Annotated in this window: 25 protein-coding genes; 12 read left to right on the top strand and 13 right to left on the bottom strand. The window is 70.6% G+C overall.

The window, feature by feature from the left end; all coding sequences use genetic code 11:
* Positions 1–7: 7 nt before the first annotated feature.
* Positions 8–760 carry a 3-hydroxybutyrate dehydrogenase gene (locus ACIBX3_RS35745; RefSeq protein ID WP_397124933.1) on the bottom strand — a complete coding sequence of 251 codons (753 nt, stop codon included), beginning with the start codon at positions 758–760 and terminating at the stop codon, positions 8–10.
* 278 nt (positions 761–1,038) lie between these two features.
* Here ACIBX3_RS35745 and trpD point away from each other — a divergent pair, with 278 nt between their 5' ends.
* A complete protein-coding gene (gene trpD / locus ACIBX3_RS35740) occupies positions 1,039–2,052 on the top strand; it encodes an anthranilate phosphoribosyltransferase (protein WP_397125142.1) in 1,014 nt (337 codons plus the stop codon).
* Here trpD and ACIBX3_RS35735 read toward each other — a convergent pair.
* From ACIBX3_RS35735 to ACIBX3_RS35720, 4 genes are all read right to left on the bottom strand, one after another.
* Positions 2,012–3,433 (bottom strand): class II fumarate hydratase, encoded by a 1,422-nt coding sequence (locus ACIBX3_RS35735; RefSeq protein WP_397124931.1) that lies wholly within the window; start codon positions 3,431–3,433, stop codon positions 2,012–2,014. The genes trpD and ACIBX3_RS35735 overlap by 41 nt on opposite strands.
* A gap of 78 nt (positions 3,434–3,511) precedes the next feature.
* Positions 3,512–5,464 (bottom strand): serine/threonine-protein kinase, encoded by a 1,953-nt coding sequence (locus ACIBX3_RS35730; RefSeq protein WP_397124929.1) that lies wholly within the window; start codon positions 5,462–5,464, stop codon positions 3,512–3,514.
* Positions 5,465–5,499: 35 nt separating this feature from the next.
* On the bottom strand, positions 5,500–6,609 hold the full coding sequence (locus ACIBX3_RS35725; protein WP_397124927.1) for a serine/threonine-protein kinase: 1,110 nt from the start codon (positions 6,607–6,609) through the stop codon (positions 5,500–5,502).
* A 96-nt stretch (positions 6,610–6,705) separates the two neighbouring features.
* The gene (locus ACIBX3_RS35720) at positions 6,706–6,999 is read right to left on the bottom strand and encodes a Fe-Mn family superoxide dismutase (RefSeq protein WP_397124925.1); all 294 of its coding nucleotides are present in this window, start codon (positions 6,997–6,999) and stop codon (positions 6,706–6,708) included.
* A gap of 492 nt (positions 7,000–7,491) precedes the next feature.
* Between ACIBX3_RS35720 and ACIBX3_RS35715 the strand changes: the two genes are divergently transcribed.
* A complete protein-coding gene (locus tag ACIBX3_RS35715; protein ID WP_397124923.1) occupies positions 7,492–7,686 on the top strand; it encodes a DUF5999 family protein in 195 nt (64 codons plus the stop codon).
* Between the two features lie 69 nt (positions 7,687–7,755).
* Here the strand turns inward: ACIBX3_RS35715 and ACIBX3_RS35710 are convergent, their stop codons facing one another.
* Positions 7,756–9,408, bottom strand: a complete 1,653-nt coding sequence (locus ACIBX3_RS35710) for a fumarate hydratase (RefSeq protein ID WP_397124921.1) — start codon at positions 9,406–9,408, stop codon at positions 7,756–7,758.
* Between the two features lie 26 nt (positions 9,409–9,434).
* The gene (locus ACIBX3_RS35705; protein ID WP_397124919.1) at positions 9,435–10,367 is read right to left on the bottom strand and encodes a DMT family transporter; all 933 of its coding nucleotides are present in this window, start codon (positions 10,365–10,367) and stop codon (positions 9,435–9,437) included.
* A 68-nt stretch (positions 10,368–10,435) separates the two neighbouring features.
* Between ACIBX3_RS35705 and ACIBX3_RS35700 the strand changes: the two genes are divergently transcribed.
* Positions 10,436–11,836 carry a PLP-dependent aminotransferase family protein gene (locus ACIBX3_RS35700; protein WP_397124917.1) on the top strand — a complete coding sequence of 467 codons (1,401 nt, stop codon included), beginning with the start codon at positions 10,436–10,438 and terminating at the stop codon, positions 11,834–11,836.
* A gap of 10 nt (positions 11,837–11,846) precedes the next feature.
* Here the strand turns inward: ACIBX3_RS35700 and ACIBX3_RS35695 are convergent, their stop codons facing one another.
* Positions 11,847–13,013 carry an MFS transporter gene (locus ACIBX3_RS35695; RefSeq protein ID WP_397124915.1) on the bottom strand — a complete coding sequence of 389 codons (1,167 nt, stop codon included), beginning with the start codon at positions 13,011–13,013 and terminating at the stop codon, positions 11,847–11,849.
* A gap of 103 nt (positions 13,014–13,116) precedes the next feature.
* Here ACIBX3_RS35695 and ACIBX3_RS35690 point away from each other — a divergent pair, with 103 nt between their 5' ends.
* A complete protein-coding gene (locus ACIBX3_RS35690) occupies positions 13,117–13,707 on the top strand; it encodes a TetR/AcrR family transcriptional regulator (protein WP_397124913.1) in 591 nt (196 codons plus the stop codon).
* Here ACIBX3_RS35690 and ACIBX3_RS35685 read toward each other — a convergent pair.
* Complete coding sequence (locus tag ACIBX3_RS35685; RefSeq protein WP_397124911.1) at positions 13,671–14,351, bottom strand: DUF998 domain-containing protein; 681 nt, start codon at positions 14,349–14,351, stop codon at positions 13,671–13,673. The genes ACIBX3_RS35690 and ACIBX3_RS35685 overlap by 37 nt on opposite strands.
* A 219-nt stretch (positions 14,352–14,570) precedes the next feature.
* On the opposite strand from ACIBX3_RS35685, the gene ACIBX3_RS35680 reads away from it, so the two are divergent.
* Positions 14,571–15,221, top strand: a complete 651-nt coding sequence (locus ACIBX3_RS35680; protein ID WP_397124909.1) for a DUF1707 domain-containing protein — start codon at positions 14,571–14,573, stop codon at positions 15,219–15,221.
* On the opposite strand, the gene glpX is transcribed toward ACIBX3_RS35680, so the two are convergent.
* Positions 15,218–16,246 carry a class II fructose-bisphosphatase gene (gene glpX / locus ACIBX3_RS35675; protein WP_397124907.1) on the bottom strand — a complete coding sequence of 343 codons (1,029 nt, stop codon included), beginning with the start codon at positions 16,244–16,246 and terminating at the stop codon, positions 15,218–15,220. The genes ACIBX3_RS35680 and glpX overlap by 4 nt on opposite strands.
* 205 nt (positions 16,247–16,451) lie before the next feature.
* On the opposite strand from glpX, the gene ACIBX3_RS35670 reads away from it, so the two are divergent.
* Both ACIBX3_RS35670 and ACIBX3_RS35665 read left to right on the top strand, forming a co-directional pair.
* The gene (locus ACIBX3_RS35670; RefSeq protein WP_397124905.1) at positions 16,452–17,060 is read left to right on the top strand and encodes a TetR/AcrR family transcriptional regulator; all 609 of its coding nucleotides are present in this window, start codon (positions 16,452–16,454) and stop codon (positions 17,058–17,060) included.
* An 11-nt stretch (positions 17,061–17,071) separates the two neighbouring features.
* Complete coding sequence (locus ACIBX3_RS35665) at positions 17,072–17,602, top strand: DUF4245 domain-containing protein (RefSeq protein ID WP_397124904.1); 531 nt, start codon at positions 17,072–17,074, stop codon at positions 17,600–17,602.
* 6 nt (positions 17,603–17,608) lie between these two features.
* Here the strand turns inward: ACIBX3_RS35665 and ychF are convergent, their stop codons facing one another.
* Positions 17,609–18,685: a redox-regulated ATPase YchF gene (gene ychF / locus ACIBX3_RS35660; RefSeq protein ID WP_397124902.1), complete on the bottom strand. Its 1,077-nt coding sequence runs from the start codon at positions 18,683–18,685 to the stop codon at positions 17,609–17,611.
* 150 nt (positions 18,686–18,835) lie between these two features.
* Here ychF and rmuC point away from each other — a divergent pair, with 150 nt between their 5' ends.
* Both rmuC and ACIBX3_RS35650 read left to right on the top strand, forming a co-directional pair.
* On the top strand, positions 18,836–20,092 hold the full coding sequence (gene rmuC / locus ACIBX3_RS35655) for a DNA recombination protein RmuC (protein ID WP_397124900.1): 1,257 nt from the start codon (positions 18,836–18,838) through the stop codon (positions 20,090–20,092).
* Positions 20,093–20,153: 61 nt separating this feature from the next.
* Complete coding sequence (locus ACIBX3_RS35650; protein WP_397124898.1) at positions 20,154–20,633, top strand: DUF6542 domain-containing protein; 480 nt, start codon at positions 20,154–20,156, stop codon at positions 20,631–20,633.
* A gap of 4 nt (positions 20,634–20,637) precedes the next feature.
* Here ACIBX3_RS35650 and ACIBX3_RS35645 read toward each other — a convergent pair whose 3' ends face one another.
* Entirely contained in the window at positions 20,638–21,606 is a 969-nt protein-coding gene (locus ACIBX3_RS35645; RefSeq protein WP_397124896.1) for a 4-hydroxy-3-methylbut-2-enyl diphosphate reductase, read from the bottom strand.
* A 100-nt stretch (positions 21,607–21,706) separates the two neighbouring features.
* Here ACIBX3_RS35645 and ACIBX3_RS35640 point away from each other — a divergent pair, with 100 nt between their 5' ends.
* Genes ACIBX3_RS35640 through ACIBX3_RS35630 form a run of 3 tightly spaced genes read left to right on the top strand, consistent with a single transcriptional unit; the run spans position 21,707 to position 24,352 of the window.
* Positions 21,707–22,729 (top strand): hypothetical protein, encoded by a 1,023-nt coding sequence (locus ACIBX3_RS35640; protein WP_397124894.1) that lies wholly within the window; start codon positions 21,707–21,709, stop codon positions 22,727–22,729.
* A gap of 26 nt (positions 22,730–22,755) precedes the next feature.
* Positions 22,756–23,970 carry an exodeoxyribonuclease VII large subunit gene (gene xseA, locus ACIBX3_RS35635; protein ID WP_397124893.1) on the top strand — a complete coding sequence of 405 codons (1,215 nt, stop codon included), beginning with the start codon at positions 22,756–22,758 and terminating at the stop codon, positions 23,968–23,970.
* A gap of 25 nt (positions 23,971–23,995) precedes the next feature.
* A complete protein-coding gene (locus ACIBX3_RS35630; RefSeq protein WP_397124891.1) occupies positions 23,996–24,352 on the top strand; it encodes a VOC family protein in 357 nt (118 codons plus the stop codon).
* Between the two features lie 3 nt (positions 24,353–24,355).
* Here ACIBX3_RS35630 and ACIBX3_RS35625 read toward each other — a convergent pair whose 3' ends face one another.
* On the bottom strand, positions 24,356–24,955 hold the full coding sequence (locus ACIBX3_RS35625; RefSeq protein WP_397124890.1) for a TetR/AcrR family transcriptional regulator: 600 nt from the start codon (positions 24,953–24,955) through the stop codon (positions 24,356–24,358).
* Positions 24,956–25,014: the final 59 nt, after the last annotated feature.

The raw sequence follows: 25,014 nt of genomic DNA, 5'->3' as shown, positions 1-25,014 counted from the left end.
CGTCTCACTAGCGGGCCGTCCAGCCGCCGTCCACCGGCAGTGACACGCCGGTGATGAAGGCGCCGCTCGGCCCGCACAGGTAGGCGACCAGCTCGGCCACCTCCTCGGGCTCGATCAGCCGCTTGATCGCGGCGGGCTGCAGCATGATGTTCTCCACGACGTCGTCAGGCTCGATGCCGTGCACCGTGGCCTGGTCGGCGATCTGCGCCTCGACCAGCCCGGTCCGCACGTACGCGGGGCAGACACAGGTCGAGGTCACCCCGTGTGGCGCCCCTTCCAGCGCCACGACCTTGGAAAACCCCTCCAGCCCGTGCTTGGCCGCCGTGTACGCCGACTTGAACGGCGAGGCCCGCAGCCCGTGCACCGACGAGATGTTCACGAACCGCCCCCAGCCCCTGGCGTACATGCCGGGCAGCACCCGCCGCGCGATCAGGAACGGCGCCTCCACCATGACGCGCAGCATCGTGGCGAACACCTCGGGCGGGAACTCCTCGATCGGCGCGACGTGCTGGAACCCGGCGTTGTTCACCACGATGTCGACGGGCTCGTCCGGCAGCGCGGCCACGAACCCGGGATCGCTCAGATCGGCCACCACGGCCGCGCCGCCCAGCTCGGCGGCCACCTTCTCGGCGGGCTCGGCCCGCAGGTCGACGACCAGCACCCTGGCCCCGGCCGCGGCCAGCCGGCGCGCGCAGGCCGCCCCGATGCCGCCCCCGGCCCCCGTCACCAGCGCGGTCCGCCCAGTCAGCTCCTTCGCCATACCCCGAACCCTAGGCGGTGGCCGCGCCGGGACGCATGGGTGCCGGCGACATAGATCGGTGCCTCCCTATGTGGATCAATGAGTCTGCTATCTTTGGACACATGATCGCGTATTCGCTCCAGTGGTGGCCCGCCTCCTAGGCGGACCTCCCAGCGCATACGCACACCGGCCGCCTCGACGAGGCGGCCGTCGGTATCTGTACGCGCCCCCGTCGAGCTCTGAAGAAAGGGGCGCTCATCGTGACCGACACCACCACCACCTGGGCCGACCTGCTCGCCATGCTCCTCGAAGGCGTGTCGCTCACCTCCCGCCAGGCCGCCTGGGCCATGGAGCAGATCATGTCCGGGGAGGCGACGAACGCCCAGATCGCCGCGTTCGCCGTCGCCCTGCGGGCCAAGGGCGAGAGCGTGGAGGAGGTATCCGGGCTGGCCGACGGCATGCTGACCAGATCAGCCGCGATCCGGGTCTCCGGCGACCCCGTGGACCTCGTCGGCACCGGCGGCGACCGTGCCCACACCGTGAACATCTCCACGATGGCCGCCATCGTGGCCGCCGCCGTGGGCGTGAAAGTCGTCAAGCACGGCGGGCGGGCCGCCACCTCCAAGGCGGGAGCCGCCGACGTGCTGGAGGAGCTGGGCGTGGTCATCGACCTGCCGCCGGCCGCTGTGGTGGACATCGCGGAAGAGATCGGCATCACGTTCTGCTTCGCGCCCGCGTTCAACCCGGCGATGCGGCGGACCGCGGGGCCGCGTCGCGAGCTGGGCGTCCCCACGGTCTTCAACTTCCTGGGCCCGCTCACCAACCCCGCCCTGCCCCCGGCGCAGGCCGTCGGCGTCTTCCACTCCGAAATGGCGCCCGTCATCGCGGGGGTCCTGGCCGAGCGCGGCGGCTCCTCACTGGTCTTCAGAGGCGACGACGGGCTCGACGAGCTGACGACCTGCGGCCCCTCGACCATCTGGGTCGTACGCCGCGGCACCGTCACACGTACCGCCTTCGATCCCGCCGACCTGTCGATCCCGCGCGCCCGCCTCGACGACCTGCGCGGCGGCGACGCGCGGGACAACGCCGCCGTGGCGCGGACCGTCCTGTCGGGCGAGCGGGGCCCGGTGCGCGACATCGTCCTGCTGAACGCGGCCGCCGCCGTCGTGGCCGCCGAGGGCACGCCGCTCGAGAACGAGCTCACGCCCGCCCTGGCCGGCGCCTACAAGCGCGCAGCCGACGCCGTGGACTCCGGTGCCGCCCTGTCCCTGCTCACCCGCTGGGGGCACGCCACGCGGTCTCTGAGGGCCTAGGGCGGGCCATTGAGAGCACGTCGAGCGCGGCGTCGAGCTGGTCCTCGGTCAGGGTGCCGTCGGCCACGTGGCCGCGCTCGACGACGACCTCGCGGATGGTCTTGCGCTCGGCGAGTGCCTGCTTGGCGATCCTGGCGGCCTCCTCGTAGCCGACGTACTTGTTCAGCGGCGTGACGATCGACGGGGACGACTCTGCGTACTCGCGCATGCGCTGCGTGTTCGCCGTGATGCCCGTGACGCAGCGGTCGGCGAGCAGCCGCGAGACGTTGGCCAGCAGCCTGATCGACTCGAGGATGTTGCGCGCGATGAGCGGCAACTGCACGTTGAGCTCGAAGGTGCCGGACGCGCCGGCGAACGTGATCGCCGCGTCGTTGCCGATCACTTGAGCCGCGACCATGGCCGTGGCCTCGGGGATCACCGGATTGACCTTGCCCGGCATGATCGACGAGCCGGGCTGCAGGTCGGGCAGGTTGATCTCGCCGAGCCCCGCCCGCGGCCCTGAGCCCATCCAGCGGAGATCGTTGGCGATCTTGTTCAGCGACACGGCCACCACCTTGAGCTGCCCGGACAGCTCCACGATGGAGTCCTGCGCGCCCTGCGCCTCGAAGTGGTCGGGCGCCTCGGCGAACTTGATGCCGGTGGCCTCGCTGAGCTTGGCGACGGCCTTCTCGGCGAAGCCGGGCGGCGTGTTGATGCCGGTGCCGACGGCCGTGCCGCCGAGGGCCAGCTCCACCACGTGGACGAGCGCGCCCTTGACGCGGTTGACGCCGTGCTCGATCTGCGTGGCGTACCCGCCGAACTCCTGGCCGAGCGTGACCGGCGTGGCGTCCATCAGATGGGTACGCCCCGACTTGACGACCCCGTCGAACTCCATCGCCTTGGCCCGCAGCGCGGTCGCCAGGTGTTGCAGCGACGGCACCAGGTGGTAGATCACCTCGGTGGCGGCGGCGACATGGATGGAGGTGGGGAACACGTCGTTGGACGACTGCGAGGCGTTGACGTGGTCGTTCGGATGGACGGGCCGGCCGAGCCGCTCTTCGGCCAGCGTGGCGATGACCTCGTTGGCGTTCATGTTCGACGAGGTGCCGGAGCCAGTCTGGAACACGTCGATGGGGAACTGGTCGTCGTGCTCGTTGTCGGCCACGTCGGCGGCCGCCTGCGCGATGGCTTCGGCCATGTCCTTGTCGATCACGCCCAGCTCGCCGTTGACCTCGGCGGCGACCGCTTTGATCAGGCCCAGCGCGGCGATGTGGGACGGCTCGAGCGGCCGTCCCGAGATCGGGAAGTTCTCCACTGCCCGCTGGGTCTGCGCACGCCACCTCGCACCTGCGGGCACACGAACCTCGCCCATCGAGTCATGTTCGATTCTGAACTCGCTCATGACTTCCAGTCTGAACCACGACCTCCGCCGATCAGCGGGTGGTCGGCCGCCGATCGGATGGAGCAGCCGGTGGTCGGGTCAGCTGGAGAACAGCGCCACGATGAGCACGGCGATCACCACGGCGGCCGCGGCGGCCACCGCCATGAGCACCAGCATGCCGTTGCGGTTGCCCGCGGGTTTCTGCTCCGGCTGGCCGGCGATGGCGAACAGATCCGTCCCCAGGCCCTTCCCCTGGTGAACCCCCTGCTGACCTTGCTGCCCTTGTGGCCCGTACTGTCCCGGCTGCCCCGGCCCCGGCTGGCCTGGCTGGCCCGGCTGCCCCGGCTGGCCGTGCTGCTGGGCGCCCGGCGGCATGCCGTGCTGCTGTTGCATCGGAGGCGTGGGCAGCGGATAGACCTGCTGGCCCGGCGAACCGCTCGGCGGCGTCTGGATGCGCATCGTGGTGATGGCGCCCTCGTCGCCCGGCTGCTGGGGCGGCGGGCCCTGCTCCGGCCCCGCGGGGAACGGCCCCTTGGGCCGCGCGATGCTCACCGTCCGCTCGGGATCGTAGCCCGCCGCGGCCGGCCCTCCGCCCGGCTGCCCAGGCCCACCGGCCCGCGGCACGGGCGTGGTCCCCTGCGCGGCCGGCCCGGCCTGGCCGCCGCCCGGCCTCGCACCGGCGCTTTGCCCGGTCCCCGCGCCTTGGCCCGCCTGACCGGCGCCCTGCCCCGTGGGACCGGCGCCCTGCCCTGCGGGACCGGCGCCCTGACCAGCGCCGCCGCCCGGGGCGGCAGTGCCGCGTGCGCCCGCTGCGGGGCTCATGGATGCCGCCTGCTGTCCCTGCGGCACGGTCGGCGCGTTCGGCCCGCGCACCGGACCCTGCGGCCCTGATCCCGTTCCTCGCCCTTGTGGACCGGACCCCGGCCCATGAGGACCAGATCCCGGTCCTTGCCCCGAGCCCGGTACACCAGGCCCGCCCGGGCCCGGTACGCCGCGCCCGGTGGGGCCCTGGCCGCGGGCGCCGGGGCCGTGACCGGCCGGACCCGCGGGAGCGCCAGGGCCGGGCATTCCGGGCCTGGCGGGACCGCCGACGCCGGGTCCTTGGGATCCCGGACCGCCGGGGCCGGGAGCTCCCGGGCCGGCGGGGGTCTCCGGAGCGGCGAATGGGTCGGGCAAAGCGGCCTCCTGCGCCATAAGAGCCTCGGCCGTGACCACCGGCATCTCGCTCGTCGGGGTGTCGGCGACCATGCGCAGCAGGGTCTCCGCCTTGGCAGCGCCGAGCCGCTGCCGGTAGTCCTTGGTGAGCAGCCCGTTCAGCACGGGACGCAGCTGCCCCGCCTGCGTGGGCGGGTCGGCGCTCTCGCTGAGCAGCGCCGCCAGCGTCTCGGCGATCGTGGACCGCTCGTACGCCGGCCGCCCCTCGACGGCGAAGTACAGCGTCGCGCCGAGCGACCAGATGTCCGACTCGGGACCGGTGTACTCGCCCCTGGCACGTTCCGGGGCCGTGTAACCGGGGGAGCCGATCACCATGCCCGTTCTCGTCAGCCGGGAGTCGCCCTCGGCCTTGGCGATGCCGAAGTCGGTCAGCACCACCCGGCCGCGCTCGGTGATGAGTACGTTGCCCGGCTTGACGTCGCGGTGGGTGATGCCGCGCGCGTGCGCGGCCCGCAGGGCGCCGAGCAGGTCGACGCCGATCTCCGCCACGAGCCGCGGCGGCAGCGGCCCCTCCTCCTCGATGACCTGCTCCAGCGAGCGGCCCTCGATGAGCTCCATGATGATCCACGGACTGTCGTCGTGGATCAGCACGTCATGGATGGAGGCGACGGACGGGTGGTTGATCCGCGCTGCGAGGCGGCCTTCGCGGACCATGCGTTCGCGCAGCTCGGTCCGCTGTTCCTCGGTCAAGCCCGAGTCCTGGCGGATTTCCTTGACCGCCACCTCGCGCCCGAGCGCGCGGTCGCGGGCGCGCCACACGGTGCCCATGGTGCCCCGACCGAGGGGGGCGATGAGCTCGTAGCGCTCCGCGAGCAGGCGTGTCTGCTGTTCCGGCATGAGACGAAGATATCGATTCTCGCTTGGGAAGTGCTTTACCCTCGCTTGCGAAGTTCTCTTGGCCAGAACCGCCGAGGAAGGCACAACTTTATCACCGTCGCTTTGAAGCGAGCATAAGCCGACAGCGTGGGCCGCGGTTCAACGCGCTTCCTGTGCACGCCCTCGCCGGGTTTGCGTTCTTGCCGGGGCGCGGGCACGGACATGGTCGCCGTGGTGACGTCCGCCCGGTGGAGCCCGCGGTGCGCGGGCCTGCGTGTGAAAGACGGGGACGTGATCACCGGCCCGGAACGTGCGGACCTGCGCGGGGTCAGCGGCTCCTCGGCCGAGCCTCCCGCGGCCACCCTGGCCAGCATGAGCGAGGCGCGTACGGAGTCGAGCCTGGTCTGCGGGTCGATCCTGAGCAGCGCGTCGAGCACGGGGGCCAGCGGGCCCGCCTTGGTCATCGGGATCGGCTCGCCGCTGGTCAACGCCGCGAGCGCGGCGGCGGCCGTACGGCGGCCGTGCAGGCCCCTGCCCTCGACGGCGGTGTAGAGGGTCGCGCCGAACGACCACAGATCGCCCGCGGGGCTGGCCTTGGAGCCGAGCACCCGCTCGGGGGCGATGTAACCGGCGGACCCCAGAACGATGCCCGCCTGGGTGATGGAAACCTCACCTTCGAGTGCGGCCAGGCCGAAGTCGGTGAGGACCGCGCGGTCCTCGGTCACCAGCACGTTGCTCGGCTTGACGTCGCGGTGCAGGATGCCCTTGGCGTGCACGGCCCGCAGCGCGCCGAGGATCTGCCGTCCGATCTCGGCGACCCTGCGCGGCTCCAGCGCGCCCTCCTCCTGGATGAGCTGCTCCAGGGACTTGGCCCGGAGCAGCTCCATCACGATCCACGGCCGGTCGTCCTCGGTGACCACGTCGAAGACGGTGATGACCGACGGATGAGCGACCATCGCGGTAGCCCGGCCCTCACGCTCGGTACGCGCGCACAGCTCGGCACGCAGCTCCTCGTCGAGCACGGCGGGCAGTCGCACTTCCTTGACCGCCACGTGGCGGTTGAGCAGCTCGTCATGCGCCCGCCAAACGGTGCCCATGCCGCCGCGGCCGACCGGCTCCAGAAGCCGATAGCGCGCGGCGAGGAGGTAACCGGAGGGCGCACGCATGCCTGGCAGCTTACCTATTTGTGTAAACCGACCAGTAGAGGCGCGGCCGATAATTTGTTGCGAACTTAAGTCAACCCGCCTGACTCGTCACGTCAGCTAACCTCCCGGCCACATCCGTCCAGTTGATGAGGCCCCCAGTTTCTCGACGTAGTCGGGGCGCACGTTCCGATACTGAAGGTAGTACGCGTGCTCCCATGCGTCGAGCATGAGCACTGCCGACGTGGCGGTGGGCAGCCGCCGGAAGGCGCCGAACGTACCGGAGTGCTCGCCGACGGCGTCACTGAGCGCTCCGCCGGGGCGGTCGCCGCCGTCGGGGGAGAGGTTCTCCCAGAAGGTCGAGTGCGGCATGTGCCCCGGCAGGTTGAAGGCGAACGTCTTCTTCAGGCCCATCGAGTGGGTGAAGTCGCCGGATGGCCGGCTCCGGCGCGGGGGCGGCCACGGCCGCCCGCGCACGCCTGGGAGGCCCCGCTTTCCCGCAGCTCACCGCGGATGTGTCGGCCGGCACACACGTGCCACGCGGAAATGTGCATGATGCCTACTAGGGGACTTTCACGCGTACGGCCGGCCGGCTGACAGGGAACTATAAGGGGCCGTCAGCGAGTTGTAAGGGTGCCGTAAGGGGGCGGGGGCATGGTAGAGCCAAGAACAGAGGGCGAACTCCCGGAGACGGCCGAAAGTGTCAGTGCCGTTCGTCACACTGGGAGTACATCCAGAGCTCGACAACTAACGAACAGCTATTGAAGGACGTGATGAAGATGCGCCAGACACAGATTCGCCGCCGGCCGAGGAAGCCGAGCGCGATCTCGCTGGACCTTCGCACGCCGTCGGGGCGCAAGCTGCCCTTTTGACCATTCAGAATCAGCGCAATCTGAGAGGTGCGCGATGTGCAGTCACTATCCCGCTTGTCCCAGTGCCGACTCGCCGAACCGTGAGGCGTCGCACGTGATCTCGTCCCACCCCGACCAGGGCTGGAGCCTTCTGTGCAACGGTGTCGTGCTGTTCGATGACACAGGCTTGCTCCTGCCTGACGGCACCGTGGTGGCGCCGCACCGGGCGCCGATGCAACTGGCCGCCTGACCCCCGCTTCCGACGCCGGTGCCGAGCGGCGTAAAGGACCACCCGGCACCCTCTCGCGTCAGCCTCCGCTCAGCGGCGCCCGATCGTCAGGACCGGTCCGGTCCGGTCGGTGAAGAAGTCGTCTCCCTTGTCGTCGACGACGATGAACGCCGGGAAGTCCACCACCTCGATCTTCCACACCGCTTCCATCCCCAGCTCGGGGTACTCCAGCACGTCCACCTTCTTGATGCAGTCCTGCGCCAGCCTGGCCGCCGGACCGCCGATGGAGCCCAGGTAGAACCCGCCGTACTTCTGGCAGGCCTCCGTCACCTGCTTCGACCTGTTGCCCTTGGCCAGCATCACCATCGAGCCGCCGGCCGCCTGGAAACGCTCGACGTACGAGTCCATCCGCCCGGCCGTCGTGGGACCGAATGAGCCGGAGGCGTAGCCCTCGGGCGTCTTGGCCGGACCCGCGTAGTAGACCGCGTGGTCCTTCAGGTATTGAGGCATCTCGCCGCCGTTGTCCAGCAGCTCGGCGATCTTCGCGTGCGCGATGTCGCGGGCGACGACGAGCGGACCGGTGAGGGACAGCCGGGTCTTGACCGGATATTTCGTCAGCTCGGCAAGGATGTCCTGCATCGGCCGGTTGAGATCGATACTTACGACATCGTCGGACAGGTGGTCGTCGGTCGTCTCCGGCAGGAAGCGCGCCGGGTCCGTCTCCAACTGCTCCAGGAAGACGCCCTCCGGCGTGATCTTCGCCAGCGCCTGGCGGTCGGCCGAGCACGACACGGCGATGGCCACCGGACAGGAGGCCCCGTGGCGCGGCAGGCGGATGACGCGGACGTCGTGGCAGAAGTACTTGCCGCCGAACTGCGCCCCGATCCCCAGCTTCTGCGTCAGCTCGAAGACCTTCTGCTCCATCTCCAGGTCGCGGAACCCGTGCCCGGACGGCGATCCCTCGGTGGGGATCGAGTCGAGGTAGCGGGCGCTGGCGTACTTGGCGGTCTTGAGCGCGTACTCGGCGGAGGTGCCGCCCACGACCACGGCCAGGTGGTACGGCGGGCAGGCCGCGGTGCCCAGCGAACGGATCTTCTCCTCCAGGAAGGCCATCATTCGCTTCTCGTTGAGCACGGCCTTGGTCTCCTGGTACAGGAACGACTTGTTGGCCGAGCCGCCGCCCTTGGCCATGAACAGCAGTTTGTACTCGTCCGGGTGGCCGTTCGGATCCTCGGCGTACAGCTCGATCTGGGCGGGGAGGTTGTTGCCCGTGTTCTTCTCCTCCCACATGGTCAGCGGGGCCATCTGGGAGTAGCGCAGGTTGAGGCGGGTGTAGGCGTCGTACACACCGTGGGTGATGTGCTCGGCGTCGCGCCCGTCGGTCAGCACGTGGCGGCCGCGCTTGCCCATGACGATCGCGGTGCCGGTGTCCTGGCACATCGGCAGCACGCCGCCGGCCGAGATGGAGGCGTTCTTCAACAGGTCGAGCGCCACGAAGCGGTCGTTGCCGCTGGACTCGGGGTCATCGACGATCTTCCTGAGCTGGGCGAGGTGGGACGCCCGCAGGTAGTGGGAGATGTCGTGCACGGCCGTCTCGGTGAGCAGCCGCAACGCCTCCGGGGCGACCTCGAGGAACGTACGCCCAGCCGCCTCGACCTTCCGCACCCCCTCCGTCGTGATCAGCCGATACTCGGTTTCATCGGCTCCCAGCGGCAGCAGGTCGGTGTAGTCGAACTCGCCCATGTCCATCCTTTCGATTTCCCTAGAGATTACGCGCCCCTCCGCCGCAGTCGTGCTGGGATCCGCCGCCTCACCAGGGGATGGCCCGCATTGCCGTGGGTGAGCCGGCCGAGGCCCGCGGGTGACCGGCCGGCCGTGAGGCCGACCACGATGCCGGCGATCACCAATCCCGCCCCCAGCAGGTCGTACACGGTGGGCGTGGCCACCCCGAGCACCACTCCCGTGACGATCGCGCCCACCGGGATGAGCCCCGCGAACAGCCCGGCCAGTCCCGGCCCGAGCTTGGGGAGCGCGGTGTACCAGAGGAAGAACGCCAGCACCGTGATCACGACGGCCAGGTAGCCGAACCCGAGCACCTCCGCTGTCGTGGGCGCCCTGAACATGGCCGTCCCCTCATCGGCCAGCCCCACCACGAGCAGCATCGGCACGGCCAGCGCCGTCGAGTACGCCGACACCCTGATCGCACCGAGCCTCGGCAGCAGCGGGATGGCCAGCAGGGAGAAGCTCACCTCGCCCACCAGCGCGCCGAGCGCCCACAGCAGGCTGGTCAGGTTGCCGGTGCCGAGGCCGGTGGCCAGCGTCGCCCCGGCCACCACCACGCCTGCCCCGACCAGCAGCCGGGGCGCCGGACGGCCGCCGGCCAGCGCCAGCCACAGCGGGACGGTGCCCAGGACCGTCCCTACCAGCGTGGGGCCCGAGGCGCGGGTGGACTCCACCACGCACACGTTGAACAGCACGAGGCCGAGCAGGGTGAGTCCGCCGAGGCACAGGGTCTCGCGCAGCGTCAGCCGTACGAACCGCAGGCCGAGAGCCCACGTTATGAGGAGCAGGATCACCGCCGCGACGAGATACCGGACGGCCTGCCCGCCGTATATGGGGTACGCGCCGACGAGTCCCGACACCCCGGCCAGCGTCCCTACCAGGAACATGGCCGAGGCGGCGCCGAATATGCCGTTTCTCATGGGAAGGATGCTAGGGAGACAATGGTTCGCATAAACAGTCCAATGTCCCGCCGAAAGACAGGACCAATATGGCTGACCTCCATATCCAGATAGATCGCGAGAGGGGGGGCATAGCTGGACAGATCGCGTCTGAGCTGCGCGACTCCATCCGCGGCGGCAGGCTGGCCCCGGGCACGCGCCTGCCCGCGACCCGCGACCTCGCCGCCGACCTCCAGGTCTCCAGGGGCGTGGTGGTGGAGGCGTACGAGCAGCTCGTGGCCGAGGGTTTCCTGGTCTCCAGGGTGGGCGCCGGCACCCAGGTCACTCCCAAGAACGCCGTGGGCGCCGCGCGCAGGCCGCCGAAGGGGGCGCCCCTTCGCGCCAGGCCGGTGCGGCGTGCGATGGCCGGCCCCTACTACGGGCACCGCCCCACCTCACCCGACCTCGCGCACTTCCCCCGGGAGCACTGGCTGGCGTCGGTGCGGCACGTGCTGACCACCGTTCCCTCCGACGCGCTCGACTACGGCGACCCGGGCGGGGTTCCCGAGCTACGCGAGGAGCTGGCCGGCTACCTCAGGAGGGTCAGGGCGGCCGACGTGCGGCCGGAGAATCTGGTCGTCGTCGGCGGCGTGGCCCAGGGCCTCAGCCTGGTCCTGCACGTGCTGGGCCGGCATCGAGGGCTGCGGCTGGCCGTCGAGGACCCCGGGAGCAGCCGCCAGGCGCCGCTGCTCAGGCGGGCGGGCGCGTACCTGGTCCCGGTGCCCGTGGATGAGGAAGGGCTGGACGTACGGCGGCTCGGCGGCGACGCGGTGCTGGTCACTCCGGCGCACCAGTACCCGACCGGCGTGGTCCTGTCCCCTTCGCGCCGGGCCGCGTTGATGGAGTGGGCGTACGCGGGCAACCGCACGATCCTGGAGGACGACTACGACGCCGAGTTCCGCTTCGACCGCGACCCCGTCGGCTGCCTGCAGGGCCTGGCACCGGACCGGGTGGTCCTGTCCGGGAGCGTCAGCAAGGCCCTCGCGCCGGGGCTGCGGATGGGCTGGGTGGCGGCGCCTCCCGACCTGGCCGAGGCGATCCGGCGGGCGCGGGGCGAGCTGGACCTGGGCTCGCCGGTCATCGATCAGTACGCGCTGGCCCATTTCCTGCGTACCGGCGGTTATGACAAGCATCTGAGGCGGATGCGCAGGGAATACCGCCGCCGCCGGGACGCCCTGGTCGCCGCGCTGGCGGAGGAGCTGCCGAAGGTACAGGTCAAGGGCATCGAGGCGGGCCTGCACGCGTACCTGGAGCTGCCGAGCGGCTGGGACGAGCACGAGGTGGCGCGGGCCGCGCAGGCACTCGGCGTGCCGGCCGAGCCGGTGGGGCCCATGCGGGAGTTCCCCGGGCCGCCGGCGGTCGTCGTGGGGTTCGCACGGCTGCCGGCGCACAAGGCCGCCGACGCCGTACGCGGTTTGAAGGTCAGGATGTCGGGACAAGCCGCCGGCTGAGGAAGGCCGCCTATGCCCGGTGCGGCTCGGTGGCCGGCTTCGGCTGGAAGCCCGGGGCCAGCGCGACGATCACGGCGGTCAGCACCAGCGGCGCCACGAACGCCACCCGCATGTCGGCGGCATCCGCGATGCCGCCGACCAGCGCCGCGCCGACGATGAAGCCGACGTAGTTGAAGAGGTTCACGCGGGCGATGGCCACCCCGGTCCCGGCCGGGTCGAGCTTGCCCGCCGCCGAGAACGACTGCGGCGCCACCACCGCCAGCCCCATCCCCGTCAGGGCGAACGCGACGATCCCGAGGGGCTGGTTCGGGGCCAGCACGACGCCCAGGAAGCCGAGCGTGGCGATCAGGCCGCCGATCCTGACGATGGCGGCGGGGCCGTACTTCCTGGCCGCGAAGTCGCCGCCGAGCCGGACGACCAGCGTGGCCGCCTGGTACGCGGCGTAGGCCAGCGGGACGACGCTCGCGCTCGCGCCCAGCACGTCCTTCATGAAGACGGTGTTGAAGTTGGAGACCGCGGCGTCGCCGACGTACAGGAAGGCCATGGCCAGGCAGAGCGGCATGATCGGACGCCACGGGAACGTGCCGCCGACCGGTGCCGCGGCGCCGTCGGCCGTCTCCTCCTCCTTCGTGCACAGGTCCCGCCCGGCGTACAGCGAGCCGGCCACCGCGATGACCATGGGGGCCGCCATGACCAGCGGCAACGGGAGGCCGGCGGCGGCCGACGCCCAGAGCGCGGCGGCCATGCTGAACACGCTCCACACGCAGTGGAAACCGTTGAGCACCTGGACGCCGTACCTGCGCTCGACCGCGACGCCCTGCATGTTCATGCCCGCGTCCACCGCGCCCACCGCCACTCCGAACAGCAGCAGGACCGGCACCAGCAGCGGCACGCTGGGCGCGAGTCCCGCCAGGACCACGGCGACGGCGACGGCGGGCTGGGCGACGCGCAGCAGCAGCTTGCTGCCCATCCGGGCGGCGAACGCGCCCGCCGCCACGCTGCCGACGCCCGCCAGCACGGGCACGATCAGCAGCAGCAGCGTCAGCGTGCCCTCGTCGAGCCCGTGTTTGGCCTGGAGGTTGGCGACCTGGATGAGCAACGAGGCGAATGACAGGCCCTGCACGGCGTAGACGACGTACGTGGCGACGCGGGCCTGGCGGTCACGCTGGGACGGCACGGCGGCCTCCTGATTGGGGGGAGATCAAACGTGAGGCGGGGTCAGGTTAGCGGCAGGCCCGGCCATCGCGCCAGCGGGAAGATCGGGAAGATAGGGTGCCGGGGTGAAACGGGGCTACGCGACGGGTGAGGCACGCAAGGAGCGCATCCTGGCCGCCGCGCTCATGGAGTTCGCCGAGAACGGCTACCGGGGCGCGTCGCTGGCCCGCATCGCCGAGCGCGTCGAGCTGTCCCAGGCGGGTCTGCTGCACCACTTCAGGAGCAAGGAACGGCTGCTCGTCGCGGTGCTCGACTACCGGGACGAGCTCGACGTACGCAAGTTCGACATCACGTCGGCCGGGGGGATCGAGGCGCTGCGCGGCCTGGTGCGCGTGGTGGAGTACAACTCGCGGGTGCCGGGGCTGGTGCAGCTGTTCTCTGTGATCAGCGGCGAGGCCGTGACGCCGGACCACCCCGGGCACGAGTGGGCCAGGCGGCGCTACCGCCGGCTGCGCGCCCAGATGGCGGCGGCGCTGCACCGGGGCGCCGAGCGCGGCGAGTTCCGTGCCGGCCTGGACGCCGAGGCGCACGCCGACCGGTTGATCGCGATGATGGACGGCCTGCAGACGCAGTGGTTGATCGACCCCGACCAGGTGGACATGGCGGCGGTCTTCAGCGGTTACGTGGACGACCTCATCACGCTGCTGCGCCCCTGAGCGGTCATCACCGGGGCGGCCTCCTCGCCGAGCTGTTCGGCCGCGCCCCACACCCCCAGGGCGAGCAGCGCGGCGACCTCCGTGACGGCGAGTCCCCTCTCCACCAGCCCGAGCGGCATGACGCGGTACCACGGCATCCCGTTCTGGGCCCCGATCATCATCACGGCGCCGATGCCCACGACCCACAACACCGAGCAGATCCCGAGCCCGAACGCCACCAGCGTGGCCCGCGACCGCTCCCGGCGCCGCCACGGCCGGGCGATGATCATGACTGCCAGCGGCAGGCACAGGAACGCGATGAAGCTGCCGATCCGGTGGATGCTGCCGCTCGTGCTCGGACCCACCGACCAGTCGTGTTTCTCGAACCACGCCGCCAGGAACAGCCCCACGCTCCAGCCCATGAGCGCGATCGTGCCGAAGATCCCGGCGAGCCGTTTACGCGCGAGCGACACCCCGATGGCCACCGATCCGGCCGCCAGCAGGCCCACCCCGAGCCCGAAGATCCAGCCGTCGGGGCCGAGCCCGTGCTCACTGATCGTCCGTCTGATCGGGTTCATCTCGTCGAGGCTCGACAGCTCAAGGCCGATGATCACCGCGACGCCCGCGCCTGCCGCTCCGAGTCCCCATCGTGCTGGTTGATGCACGTACACCTCCCTGTGTCTGTGTCAACAGGGAGAGTGTGCGCGGTGATTCCAAGAATTTCATGAGAGTGCGCGCCGGACGAGGTCCTCGCTCTGCTCGACCGCCACGCCGAGGCGAACGAGGACCTGGCAGAGGAAACCGCCGGATTGCTCGCGCGAATCCACTAGTAGTGGCCGATTAGGGGCAAGCGAAACGGGCGGTCGCCGGATATCGTCAGAAGTGTGAACGAACGCGCGGGATCCTGGTTGCCGAAGCTGCAGGAAGTCGGAGAGCGCCTGGCCGAGGAATTCGTGTCGGCCCGCCGCCCACCCGCCGCGGGCGACGTGCCGAAGCCGCACGAGCTACGCGCATCCGACACCGACCGCGAGCGCATCGCGCAGGTCCTCCAGGACGCGCACGCCGACGGGCGGCTCACCCTGGAGGAGCTCGAGGAACGGCTAGGTGTCCTCTACTCCGCGCGTACGCTGGGCGAGCTCGCCCAGCTCACGACCGACCTGCTGCCGGCCGAGGAGCAGCCGCTCAACCTGGACGGCCGGCCCGTGTCGGCGTTCTTCAGGAAGGAGCAGCGCGGCGGGCGCTGGGTGGTGCCCGCCGAGCTCGCGGTGACGGCCATGTTCGGCACCACCAAGCTGGACCTGCGCGACGCGATCCTGCAGAACCACCGGATCGTCATCCACGCCACGCTCGTCTTCGGCGGGCTGGAGATCCACGTGCCTGAGGACCTGGAGGTCATCAGGGTCGCCAAGGACAAGACGGTCCGCCTGACCAAACAGCCGACCGAGCCGGGCGCGCCCGTGGTCGAGGTGCGCACCACGAACTTCGCCGGCGAGGTCAAGGTCAAGGAACCGCCCCGCCGCAGGCGCCGCCGCTAGCCCGGCGTGTCGAAGTTGATCGCGCTGTACGCGCGCAGCTTCCACAACTGGTGCTCGCTCTCGATCTTGCGGATCGTGCCCGAACGGCCGCGCATCACCAGCGACTGCGTGATCGCGGCGCCGGCGCGGAACCGTACACCCTGCATGAGCTCGCCCTGCGTGATGCCGGTCGCCGCGAAGAACACGTCGTCGGAGTCGACCAGCTCGTTGGTGGTGAGCACCTGGTCGAGGTCGTGACCGGCGTCCAGGGCCCGGGCCCGCTCGGCGTCGTCGCGCGGCCACAGCTTGCCCTGGATCACGCCGCCCAGGCACTTGAGCGCGCACGCCGCCACGATGCCCTCGGGAGTGCCGCCGATGCCCAGCATGAGATCGATGCCGGTGCCCGCGCGGGCCGCCATGATCGCGCCGGCCACGTCGCCGTCCGTGATGAACTTGATGCGCGCGCCCGCCTCCCTGATCTCCTTGACCAGCCGCTCGTGCCTGGGCCGGTCGAGCACGACCACCGTCACGTCGGACGGCGAACAGTGCTTGGCCCTGGCCACCGCGTTGATGTTGGCGGACACCGGGGCCTCGATGTCCACCACGTCGGCCGCCTCTGGGCCGGTGACCAGCTTCTCCATGTAGAACACGGCCGACGGGTCGTACATCGAGCCGCGCTCGCTCACCGCGATCACCGACACCGCGTCGGGCATGCCCATCGCGGTCAGCCGGGTGCCGTCGATGGGGTCCACGGCCACGTCGCAGTCCGGGCCGCTGCCGTCGCCCACGTGCTCGCCGTTGTAGAGCATCGGGGCATGGTCCTTCTCGCCCTCGCCGATGACCACCACGCCGTTCATCGAGACCGTGTTGATCAGCTGGCGCATGGCGTTCACCGCCGCGCCGTCGGCGCCGTTCTTGTCGCCCCGGCCGACCCACCGGGCGGCGGCCATCGCGGCCGCCTCCGTGACCCGGACGAGCTCCATAGCCAGGTTTCGATCAGGGGCGTGCTCGCCGGTCGCGAGCGGCGCCGGTACCGAATCGGACATCATTGGCCTCCTCGTAGACAACTCTCTCGATCGTAGTTGCCCTTCACTTCCCGGTCAGAGGGGGATAATCTGCCCGGCCCGGCTTACTCATGTGCCCTGACTAGCTCGTAAGCTTCGAATTGCGGCTGCATATCGCAGAACGGGTGCGCGTCAAGGATCTTTCCTCCACCATGGAGCAAGGCGCCGCGCCGTGGAGGAGGGGCGAATGAGCGATGTGGAAAACGTGGTGGCCCAGCCGCGCACGTCCGAGAGGGGCGCGGCGACGCGCAGCACGCTGCTCGCCGCCGCCAGGGAGGTCTTCGTCTCGAAGGGCTTCGCCGAGGCCGGCGTGACCGACGTGGTGGCCAGGGCCGACGCCAGTGTGGGCAGCCTCTACCACCATTTCTCCGGCAAGGCCGATCTCTACCTCACGCTGTTCGAGGAGTGGCAGGCCAGGCAGTCGCAGAGGACCAAGCAGGCGGCCAGGGCGACCCGCGCCGGCGGCGAGAGCGACCCCATGAGCGTGTTCATCAGCGCCGCCCGCGCCTACCTCGACGGCTGCCTGGAGGAGCGCGACACGGCCGCGCTGTTCCTGCGCGGCGACGGCCCGCCCGGCTTCGACGTGGTCATGCGCGACCGGCTGCGCAAGTGGGCGCAGCTCAACGCGGCGCTGTTCGAGGACGAGCCGGCGCTGGTCGTGGTCGTCACCGGCGCGTTGGCCGCGGCCGTGTCCGAGGTCGTGCGCACCGGCGACCGCGGCCTGGCCGAGGAGGTCCTCGCCATCATCGGGCAGATCCGCCCGGCCGCTTCGGCGACCGCCTCCTCCAGCGGGTAACCTCGCCAACTGTGCGACGGTTCACCCAAGGTTTCTACGGCTACGCGGTAGCGCTCTTCGTCTGCCTGGCCGGCGCCGGGCTGTTCCTGCTGGTCGCTCCGCAGGGCGGGCAGGAGCACATCCCGCGGCGCGACTACTCGATCACCGTCGCCAACTTCGGCCACTCGGTGCCGTACGGCGTGTGGGCCCCGCGGCAGGACCCGCCCGGCTGGGTCCCCAACAGCAACAGGATCGCCAAGGGCGAGAGCGGCGCCCAGGTGCTCTATCTCGGCTACGCCACGGCCAAGAGGGAGCACGCGATGTTCGCGCAGAGCAACGAGCAGCCGGCCGCCGGGTTCGCCAGCCGCCTGGCCAACTCCGACAAGGCCGTCGGCACGCAGCAGGTCGGCGGGGTGGCGTGGGAGCAGCGCTACCGCGAGGACAAGAACCAGCGCTCGCTGGTGCGCGTCCTGCCCGAGGTGACACTGGTGATCACCGGCACGGCCGACTGGCCGGAGCTGGCCGAGCTGGCTGCGCTGCTGCAGCAGCGCCCCAAGGGCTGAGCCGGCTCAGACGTTGAAGCGGAACTCCACCACGTCGCCGTCGCGCATCACGTAGTCCTTGCCCTCGATGCGGGCCTTGCCGGCCCCGCGGGCGTTGGCGATCGAGCCCGCCTCGACCAGGTCGTCGAAGGAGATCACCTCGGCCTTGATGAAGCCGCGCTGGAAGTCGGTGTGGATCACGCCGGCCGCCTCCGGCGCGGTGGCGCCCTTGCGGATCGTCCAGGCGCGCGTCTCCTTCGGCCCGGCCGTCAGGTAGGTCTGCAGGCCCAGCGTCTCGAAGCCGACCCTGGCCAGCTGGCGCAGCCCCGACTCCTCCTGGCCGACCGACTGCAGGAGCTCGAGGGCCTCCTCCTCGTCGAGCTCGACCAGCTCCGACTCGATCTTGGCGTCGAGGAAGACCGCTTCGGCCGGGGCGACCAGCGACGACAGCTGCTCCCTGAGCGCGGTGTCGGTCAGCTCGTCGGCGTCGAGGTTGAACACGTACAGGAAGGGCTTGGCCGTCAGGAGGTGGAAGTCGCGCAGGTCCGTGCGGTCCAGGCCGCTCTCGAAGACGGTCTTGCCGGTCTCCAGGACCGCCTTCGCGGCCTCGGCCGCCTCCAGCACGGGCTTCTTGTCCTTGACGTTGCGCGCCTCCTTCTGCAGGCGCGGGATGGCCTTCTCGAGCGTCTGCAGGTCCGCCATGATCAACTCGAAGTTGATGGTCTCGATGTCGCGCTTGGGAGAGATGTCGCCGTCCACGTGCGTGACGTCGGGGTCGGTGAAGACGCGGATGACCTGGCAGATCGCGTCGGTGTCGCGGATGTTGGACAGGAACTGGTTGCCGCGGCCCTGCCCCTCCGACGCCCCCTTGACCAGGCCCGCGATGTCGACGAACTCGACCTTGGCAGGCAGGATGCGCGCCGAGCCGAAGATCTCGGCCAGCACGGGCAGGCGGTCGTCGGGCACGCCCACGATGCCCACGTTGGGCTCGATGGTGGCGAACGGGTAGTTCGCGGCGAGCGCGTTGCCGGTCTTGGTCAGCGCGTTGAACAGCGTGGACTTACCGACGTTGGGCAGGCCGACGATGCCTATGGAGAGACTCATGCGCCCGACTCCGTCGGTCGCATGAGTCTTTGACTGCTGTGTCTAATGGTTCGCTCGCTCCGCTCACTCACGGACCCCAAGTCTACGTGCTGGGCGTAACGAGCGTGTCGGGCGGGAACGACGTGCCGAAGTCCTGCCATCATCGATGAAGTGGACGTCGTCTCGCTTCTCATCGGTCTCGCCGTCGGGCTGCTCGTCGGGTTCCTGGTGGCCAGGACGCGGGCGGCGGTGCGGGTGGCCGAGTCCGACGCGCGGGCCAAGGCGGCGGCCGAGAAGCTCGTCTACGTCGAGGAGCAGCTGGCCGAGCGCTTCCAGGCGCTGTCCACGCGGGCGCTCGACGTCAACAACATACGTTTCCTGGAGCTGGCCGAGACCAGGCTCTCGGCCAGCCGCGCCGAGGCCGCGGGCGATCTCGAGCAGCGTAAGCAGGCCGTCGAGCACCTGGTCGAGCCGCTGAAGGACGCTCTGGCGCGGGTCGAGGCGCAGTTGCGCGACACCGAGTCCGGCCAGCGGGCCGCCCGTGCCGAGCTGGCCAAGCAGATGGAGTTCGTCCGCCAGAGCCACGAGCAGCTGCGCTCCCAGACCACCGCCCTGGTCAGAGCCCTGCAGCGGCCGGAGGCCCGCGGCCGGTGGGGGGAGCTTCAGCTGCGCCGGGTCGCCGAGATCGCCGGGATGCAGCGCTTCTGCGACTTCGACGAGCAGGTCACAGAGGGCTCGATGCGGCCCGACATGGTCGTCCGGCTGGCCGGCGGCAAGAACATCGTGGTCGACTCCAAGGTCTCGCTGGCGGCCTATCTTGAGGCCGCCGAGGCGTCGGACGAGTCGCTGGCCACGGTCCGCCTCGACGCGCACGCCAGGCACGTGCGCGAGCACATCGACCGGCTGGCCGCCAAGGCCTACTGGCAGGCGTTCAACCCGTCGCCGGAGTTCGTGGTGCTGTTCATCCCCGGCGAGGCGTTCCTGGCGCCGGCGCTCGAACGCGATCCGGGGCTGCTGGAATACGCGATGACGCGCCGCGTGCACATCGCCACCCCGACCACGCTGATCACCATGCTGCGCACCGCGCACTACGCCTGGCAGCAGGCCGCGCTGAGCGAGAACGCGCGGGCGGTGTTCGAGCTGGGCAAGGAGCTGTACGAGCGGCTGTCGTCCCTCGGCAGGAACGTCGAGTCGCTGGGCAAGGCGCTGACGCGGGCCGTGGAGGCGTACAACAAGTCGGTCGGCTCGCTCGAGAGCCGCGTCCTGGTCACCGCGCGCAAGCTGCACGACCTGGGGGTCGTCGACGGCGATCTCGACTCTCCCGAGATGCTCGAAGACCTCCCGAGACCCCTGGCCTCCCCCGAACTACTCGAAACGTCGCCTCTGCTCTCCGGCTCGAACGGTAAGTTGGCCCACGGGTCGCAGTGAACGGGGGCCAATGATGGGGGGCGGTCCGGTGGGTGAGAAGAGCAGGCGCCCGGCTGTCAGGTTGACCGCTCGCGGCGCCATCGCGCTCGCCCTGGTGGCCACTCTGGCGGGCTACGTGCTGACGGCGCTGTTCGACATCGAGCAACTGGTGGGCGGGGCCTTCGTGGCGTCGAGCCTGCTGGGCGTGCTGCTGGTCAACCGGCGCGAGCTGTTGTCGCTGGTGGTGGCGCCGCCGCTGGTGTTCTTCTGCGCCACGCTGTTCGTCGAGCTCGGGCGGGCGTTCGGCTCGGTGTCGATCGTCCAGTCGCTGGCGCTCGGCCTCTACTCGTCGCTGACGCAGGGCGCGCCATGGCTGTTCGCGGGCTCGGCCGTGGTGCTGGGCGTCGCGTGGCGGCGCGGGCTGTGGGACAACGTACGCGAGCTGCGCGAAGAGCTGAAGGCGGGCGCGGCTGAGGTGCCGCGCCCGCGCCAGCCGTTCGTGCCCGAACCCGAGGGCTACTTCGAGCCCAAGGTGTACGGGACGCCGCGCGGCGAGGACTAGAGGACTAGGAGACGACCCTCAGGTTCTTGCGCAGCTCGTGGGGCAGCGAGAAGCGCACGCTCTCCTGCACCGGCTCGACCTCGGTCACGTCGCCGAACCCGTGCTTCGCCAGGTGCGCCAGCACCTCCTCGACGAGTTCCTCGGGGACGGAGGCGCCGCTGGTCACGCCGACCGTGGTGACGCCCTCCAGCCACTCGTCCCTGATGAAGCCGGCGTTGTCGACCAGGTAGGAGGCGTCGGCGCCGTAGTCCTTGGCCACCTCGACCAGGCGCTTGGAGTTGGAGGAGTTTTCCGAGCCGACCACGATCACCAGCTGCGACTCGGCGGCGATCTCCTTGACCGCGATCTGGCGGTTCTGTGTGGCGTAGCAGATGTCGTCGCTCGGCGGGTCGATCAGGTTGGGGAAGCGCTCCTTGAGCTTGGTCACGGTCTCGGTGGTCTCGTCGACCGACAGCGTGGTCTGCGACAGCCAGATCAGCCTGCTAGGGTCCTTCACCTGCACCTTGTCGACCGAGTCGAGCCCGTCGACGAGCTGGATGTGCTCCGGGGCTTCGCCGGAGGTGCCCTCGACCTCCTCGTGGCCCTCATGCCCGATCAGCAGGATCTCGTAGTCCTGCCCGGCGAACCTCTTCGCCTCGTTGTGCACCTTGGTGACCAGCGGACAGGTAGCGTCAATGGTGCGCAACCCGCGCTGCCTCGCCTCGGTGTGGACCGCGGGGGATACGCCGTGGGCGGAGAACACCACGATCGCTCCCTCGGGCACCTCCTCGGTCTCCTCGACGAAGATGGCGCCCCTGGCCTCGAGCGTCTTGACGACGTGGGTGTTGTGGACGATCTGCTTGCGTACGTAGATCGGCGCGCCGTACTGCTCCAGAGCCTTCTCGACCGCAACCACGGCTCGATCGACTCCGGCACAGTAGCCCCGTGGCTTGGCTACGAGGACTCGGCGGGAAGTGGGGGTCTGGGGCTCCATACTTTCTATGCTACGTGGAGCGGCCATCAGGCCCGCCCGTGCGTGGCCGCCCGCGGTTTGCCAGACTGGCCGTCCCATACTGACCTCCCAGGGAGACGTCATGTCCTTCAGCGACGTGATACGCAACATCGCTAAAACAGTTACCAACAAGGATGAGTTGAAGGAGAAGGCCAAGGATCTTCCGCTCCTCGTCGTCCAGACCACGCTGAGCGCCGCCGGGCAGGCGCTGCTCGTCGTGGACCGCATGAAGAACTCGATCAAGGGCCTGGGCAAGAAGCAGGAGCGCGAGGAGGAGACGTACGACTCCCGTCCCCCCACCGCCGACCAGGTGACCGCGGCTCCGGCGGCTGAGGAGGCCAAGCCCGCCCGCAAGGAGCCGGTCATCTTCGCGCCGCGGCCGGGTGCGTCCGAGCCCAACGGCGTCGCCAAGACCAAGTCGGACCCGGTCATCTTCGCGCCGGCGAGCACGACCGACACGGCCACCACCGACACGGCCACCACCGCTGCCGAGGCGACCGCCACGACGGAGGCGGCCCCCAAGCCCGCCGTCGAGCCCGAGGCCGCCCCTGCCGAGCCCAAGGCCGCCGCCACGAAGACCGAGGCCGAGCCCGAGGCCGCCGTCACCGAAGCCGAGTCGAAGGCCGTCGTCGCGGAGCCCGAGGTCGAGGACGAGCCCGCTCCCGCGGAGGCGGCCGCCGCCCCCGCCGAGGAAGCCGCAGAGCCGGTCGCCAAGCCCACGGCGGCCGCGAAGACCGACGCCAAGCCGGTCGCGAAGCCCACGGCGGCCGCGAAGACCGACGTCGAGCCGGAGCCTGCGGTCGCCGAGCCGGAGGCCACTCCTGCGCCGAAGCCGAAGGCCAAGCGCGCCCCTCGCCGCAAGGCCGCCGCGCCCGTGGAAGAGCCCGCCGCGGCGCCGGAGCCGGCTGCCGCCAAGGCCACCGATCTGGTCGAGCCGCTGCCCGGCTACTCCGAGATGACCGTCGCCTCCCTGCGCGCCAGGATGCGCGGCAAGACCGCCGAGCAGATCGGCGACTTTCTGGCCTACGAGCGGGCGACCAAGGCACGCCCCGAGGTCGTGCGGATGTTCGAGAACCGCCTCGCCAAGATCGAGGCCGGGGAATAGTCGCACGGAGCCCGTAGTCTTCGGCCATGACCGCGACGAAGACCTCACCCGAGTCCCCCCTGCCGATCCGCACGGTTCTGCAGATGGTCGGCGGCTGGATCGGCAGACTCGGCACGGTCTGGGTCGAGGGCCAGATCACCGATCTGAGCGCGCGTGGCGGCACGGTGTTCCTGACCCTGCGCGACCCGGTCGCCAACGTGTCCGCCAGGGTCACCGCTCCGCGCGGCGTCTACGAGGCGGCCGTGCCGCGGCCGACCGACGGCGCCAGGGTCGTGATGCAGGTGAAGCCGGACTTCTGGGTCAACAAGGGCTCGTTCGCCTTCACGGCCCTGGAGATCCGCCCGGTCGGCGTGGGCGAGCTGCTGGCCAGGCTGGAGCGGCTCAGGCAGCTCCTGGCCGCCGAGGGCCTGTTCAACGCCGACAGGAAGCGGCGGCTGCCGTTCCTGCCGGGCACGATCGGGCTCGTCTGCGGCCGCGACTCCGCGGCCGAGCGCGACGTGCTGGAAAACTCCCGACGGCGCTGGCCGGCCGTGCGGTTCAAGGTCGAGGAGGTGGCCGTCCAGGGGCCCTACGCGGTGGGCGAGGTGACCGAGGCGCTGCGCAAGCTGGACGCGGACGCCGACGTCGAGGTGATCGTCATCGCCCGCGGCGGCGGCTCTCTGGAGGACCTGCTGCCGTTCTCCGACGAGACGCTCGTCCGCGCGGTGGCCGCCTGCCGCACACCGGTCGTGAGCGCGATCGGCCACGAGCAGGACAGCCCGCTGCTCGACCTGGTGGCGGACGTACGCGCGTCCACCCCCACCGACGCCGCGAAGAAGGTCGTGCCCGACGTCGGCGAGCAGCTGACGCTGATCCGGCAGCTGCGCGACAGGGGGCGCAGGGTGGTGAGCGGCTGGCTCGACCGGGAGATGTCCTGGCTGACGTCGGTGCGCTCGCGGCCCTCGCTGGCCGACCCCGTACGCGAGCTCGAACGCCGGGCCGAGCAGGCGGAGGCGCTGCGCGACCGCGCCAGGCGCTCGCTGTCCGGCTCGCTCGACCGGGCCGTCGACGACCTGGTCCACCTGCGGGCCCGCCTGGTCGCGCTGTCCCCGGCGGCCACGCTGGAGCGCGGCTACGCCATCGTGCAGTTCCCGTCGGGCGAGGTCGTCCGCCTGGCCAAGGACGTCGTCCCCGGCTCACCGCTGACCATCCGCTTCTCCGACGACCGGCTGACCGTTCGGGTGGAAAACGAGGGCGCGTAGCGGGTCCGAGGTCTACGTTCGGCACATGAGAGGACTCGCGCAGGTCGCCCAGCACGCCGACGACCTCGACAGGGCCACTGCTTTCTACCGCGACGTGCTCGGCCTGCGGCACATCGCCACCTATCGCCCGCCCGGGCTGGCGTTCTTCGACCTCGACGGCGTACGGCTGCTGATCGAGAAGGGTGCTCCCTCCGCGGTGCTCTACCTGGTTTCCGACGACATCGAGGCGGATGTCGCGCGGTTGCGCGCCCACGACGTCGCGATCGTCGAGGAGCCGCATCTGATCTTCACTGACGACGGCACGTTCGGGACGCCGGGCAAAGAGATCCGCATGGCCGCGTTCAGGGACACGGAGGGCAACCTGCTCTGCCTGATGACCTGACTCCTAGGCGCGGGTGACGGCCGTGGCGAGCGCCGTCAGCCCGGCCTTGATCTCGTCGAGCGTCATGCCGCGCTCCTCGCGCTGGAACGCGATCAGGCGGGCGTTGATCGGCGCGAGCAGAGCGTCGGCCAGGTAGGGGGCGTTGGCGCGAGGGCACGCCTCGCCGATCAGTGTGGCCAGGTGGATGTGGTGCACCCGGTACGGCCCGCTGAACGAGCCTGTCTTGCCCTTCTCCAGCAGCAGGAACAGCCCCTGCTGCGCCGCCACGCGATCGACCAGCGTGTGCAGGAAGGCGGCGATCCGGTCGCAGCCCGGCGCGCCGGGCCCGAGCGGCGGCGGCCCGGCGAAGAAAGCCCACTGGAAGCGCCGCTCCTGCTCGTCGAGCAGCGCGTAGACCAGCCCGGCCCGGTCGCCGAAGCGCCGGTAGACGGTGCCCACGCCGACGCCCGCCTCGCGGGCCACCTCGTCGAGCGACAGCTCGTCGGCGCCGCGCTCGGCGATCATCCTGGCGGCGACCTCGATGATCCGCTGCCGGTTCCGTGCGGCGTCGGCTCGCTCCGGCTGCGGTTGCCCGATGACGGGCAGCGATGTACGTCCGCGCACGGTTGGAGCATACCGGTTGTAAGCGGAGATTTCTCCGGTTAGTCTCCGAACCGGAGAAA

Origin of the sequence: Nonomuraea sp. NPDC049480, from assembly GCF_044465905.1 — a bacterium.
Classification (GTDB): domain Bacteria; phylum Actinomycetota; class Actinomycetes; order Streptosporangiales; family Streptosporangiaceae; genus Nonomuraea.
This window is presented reverse-complemented; position numbering and strand designations above follow the sequence as displayed.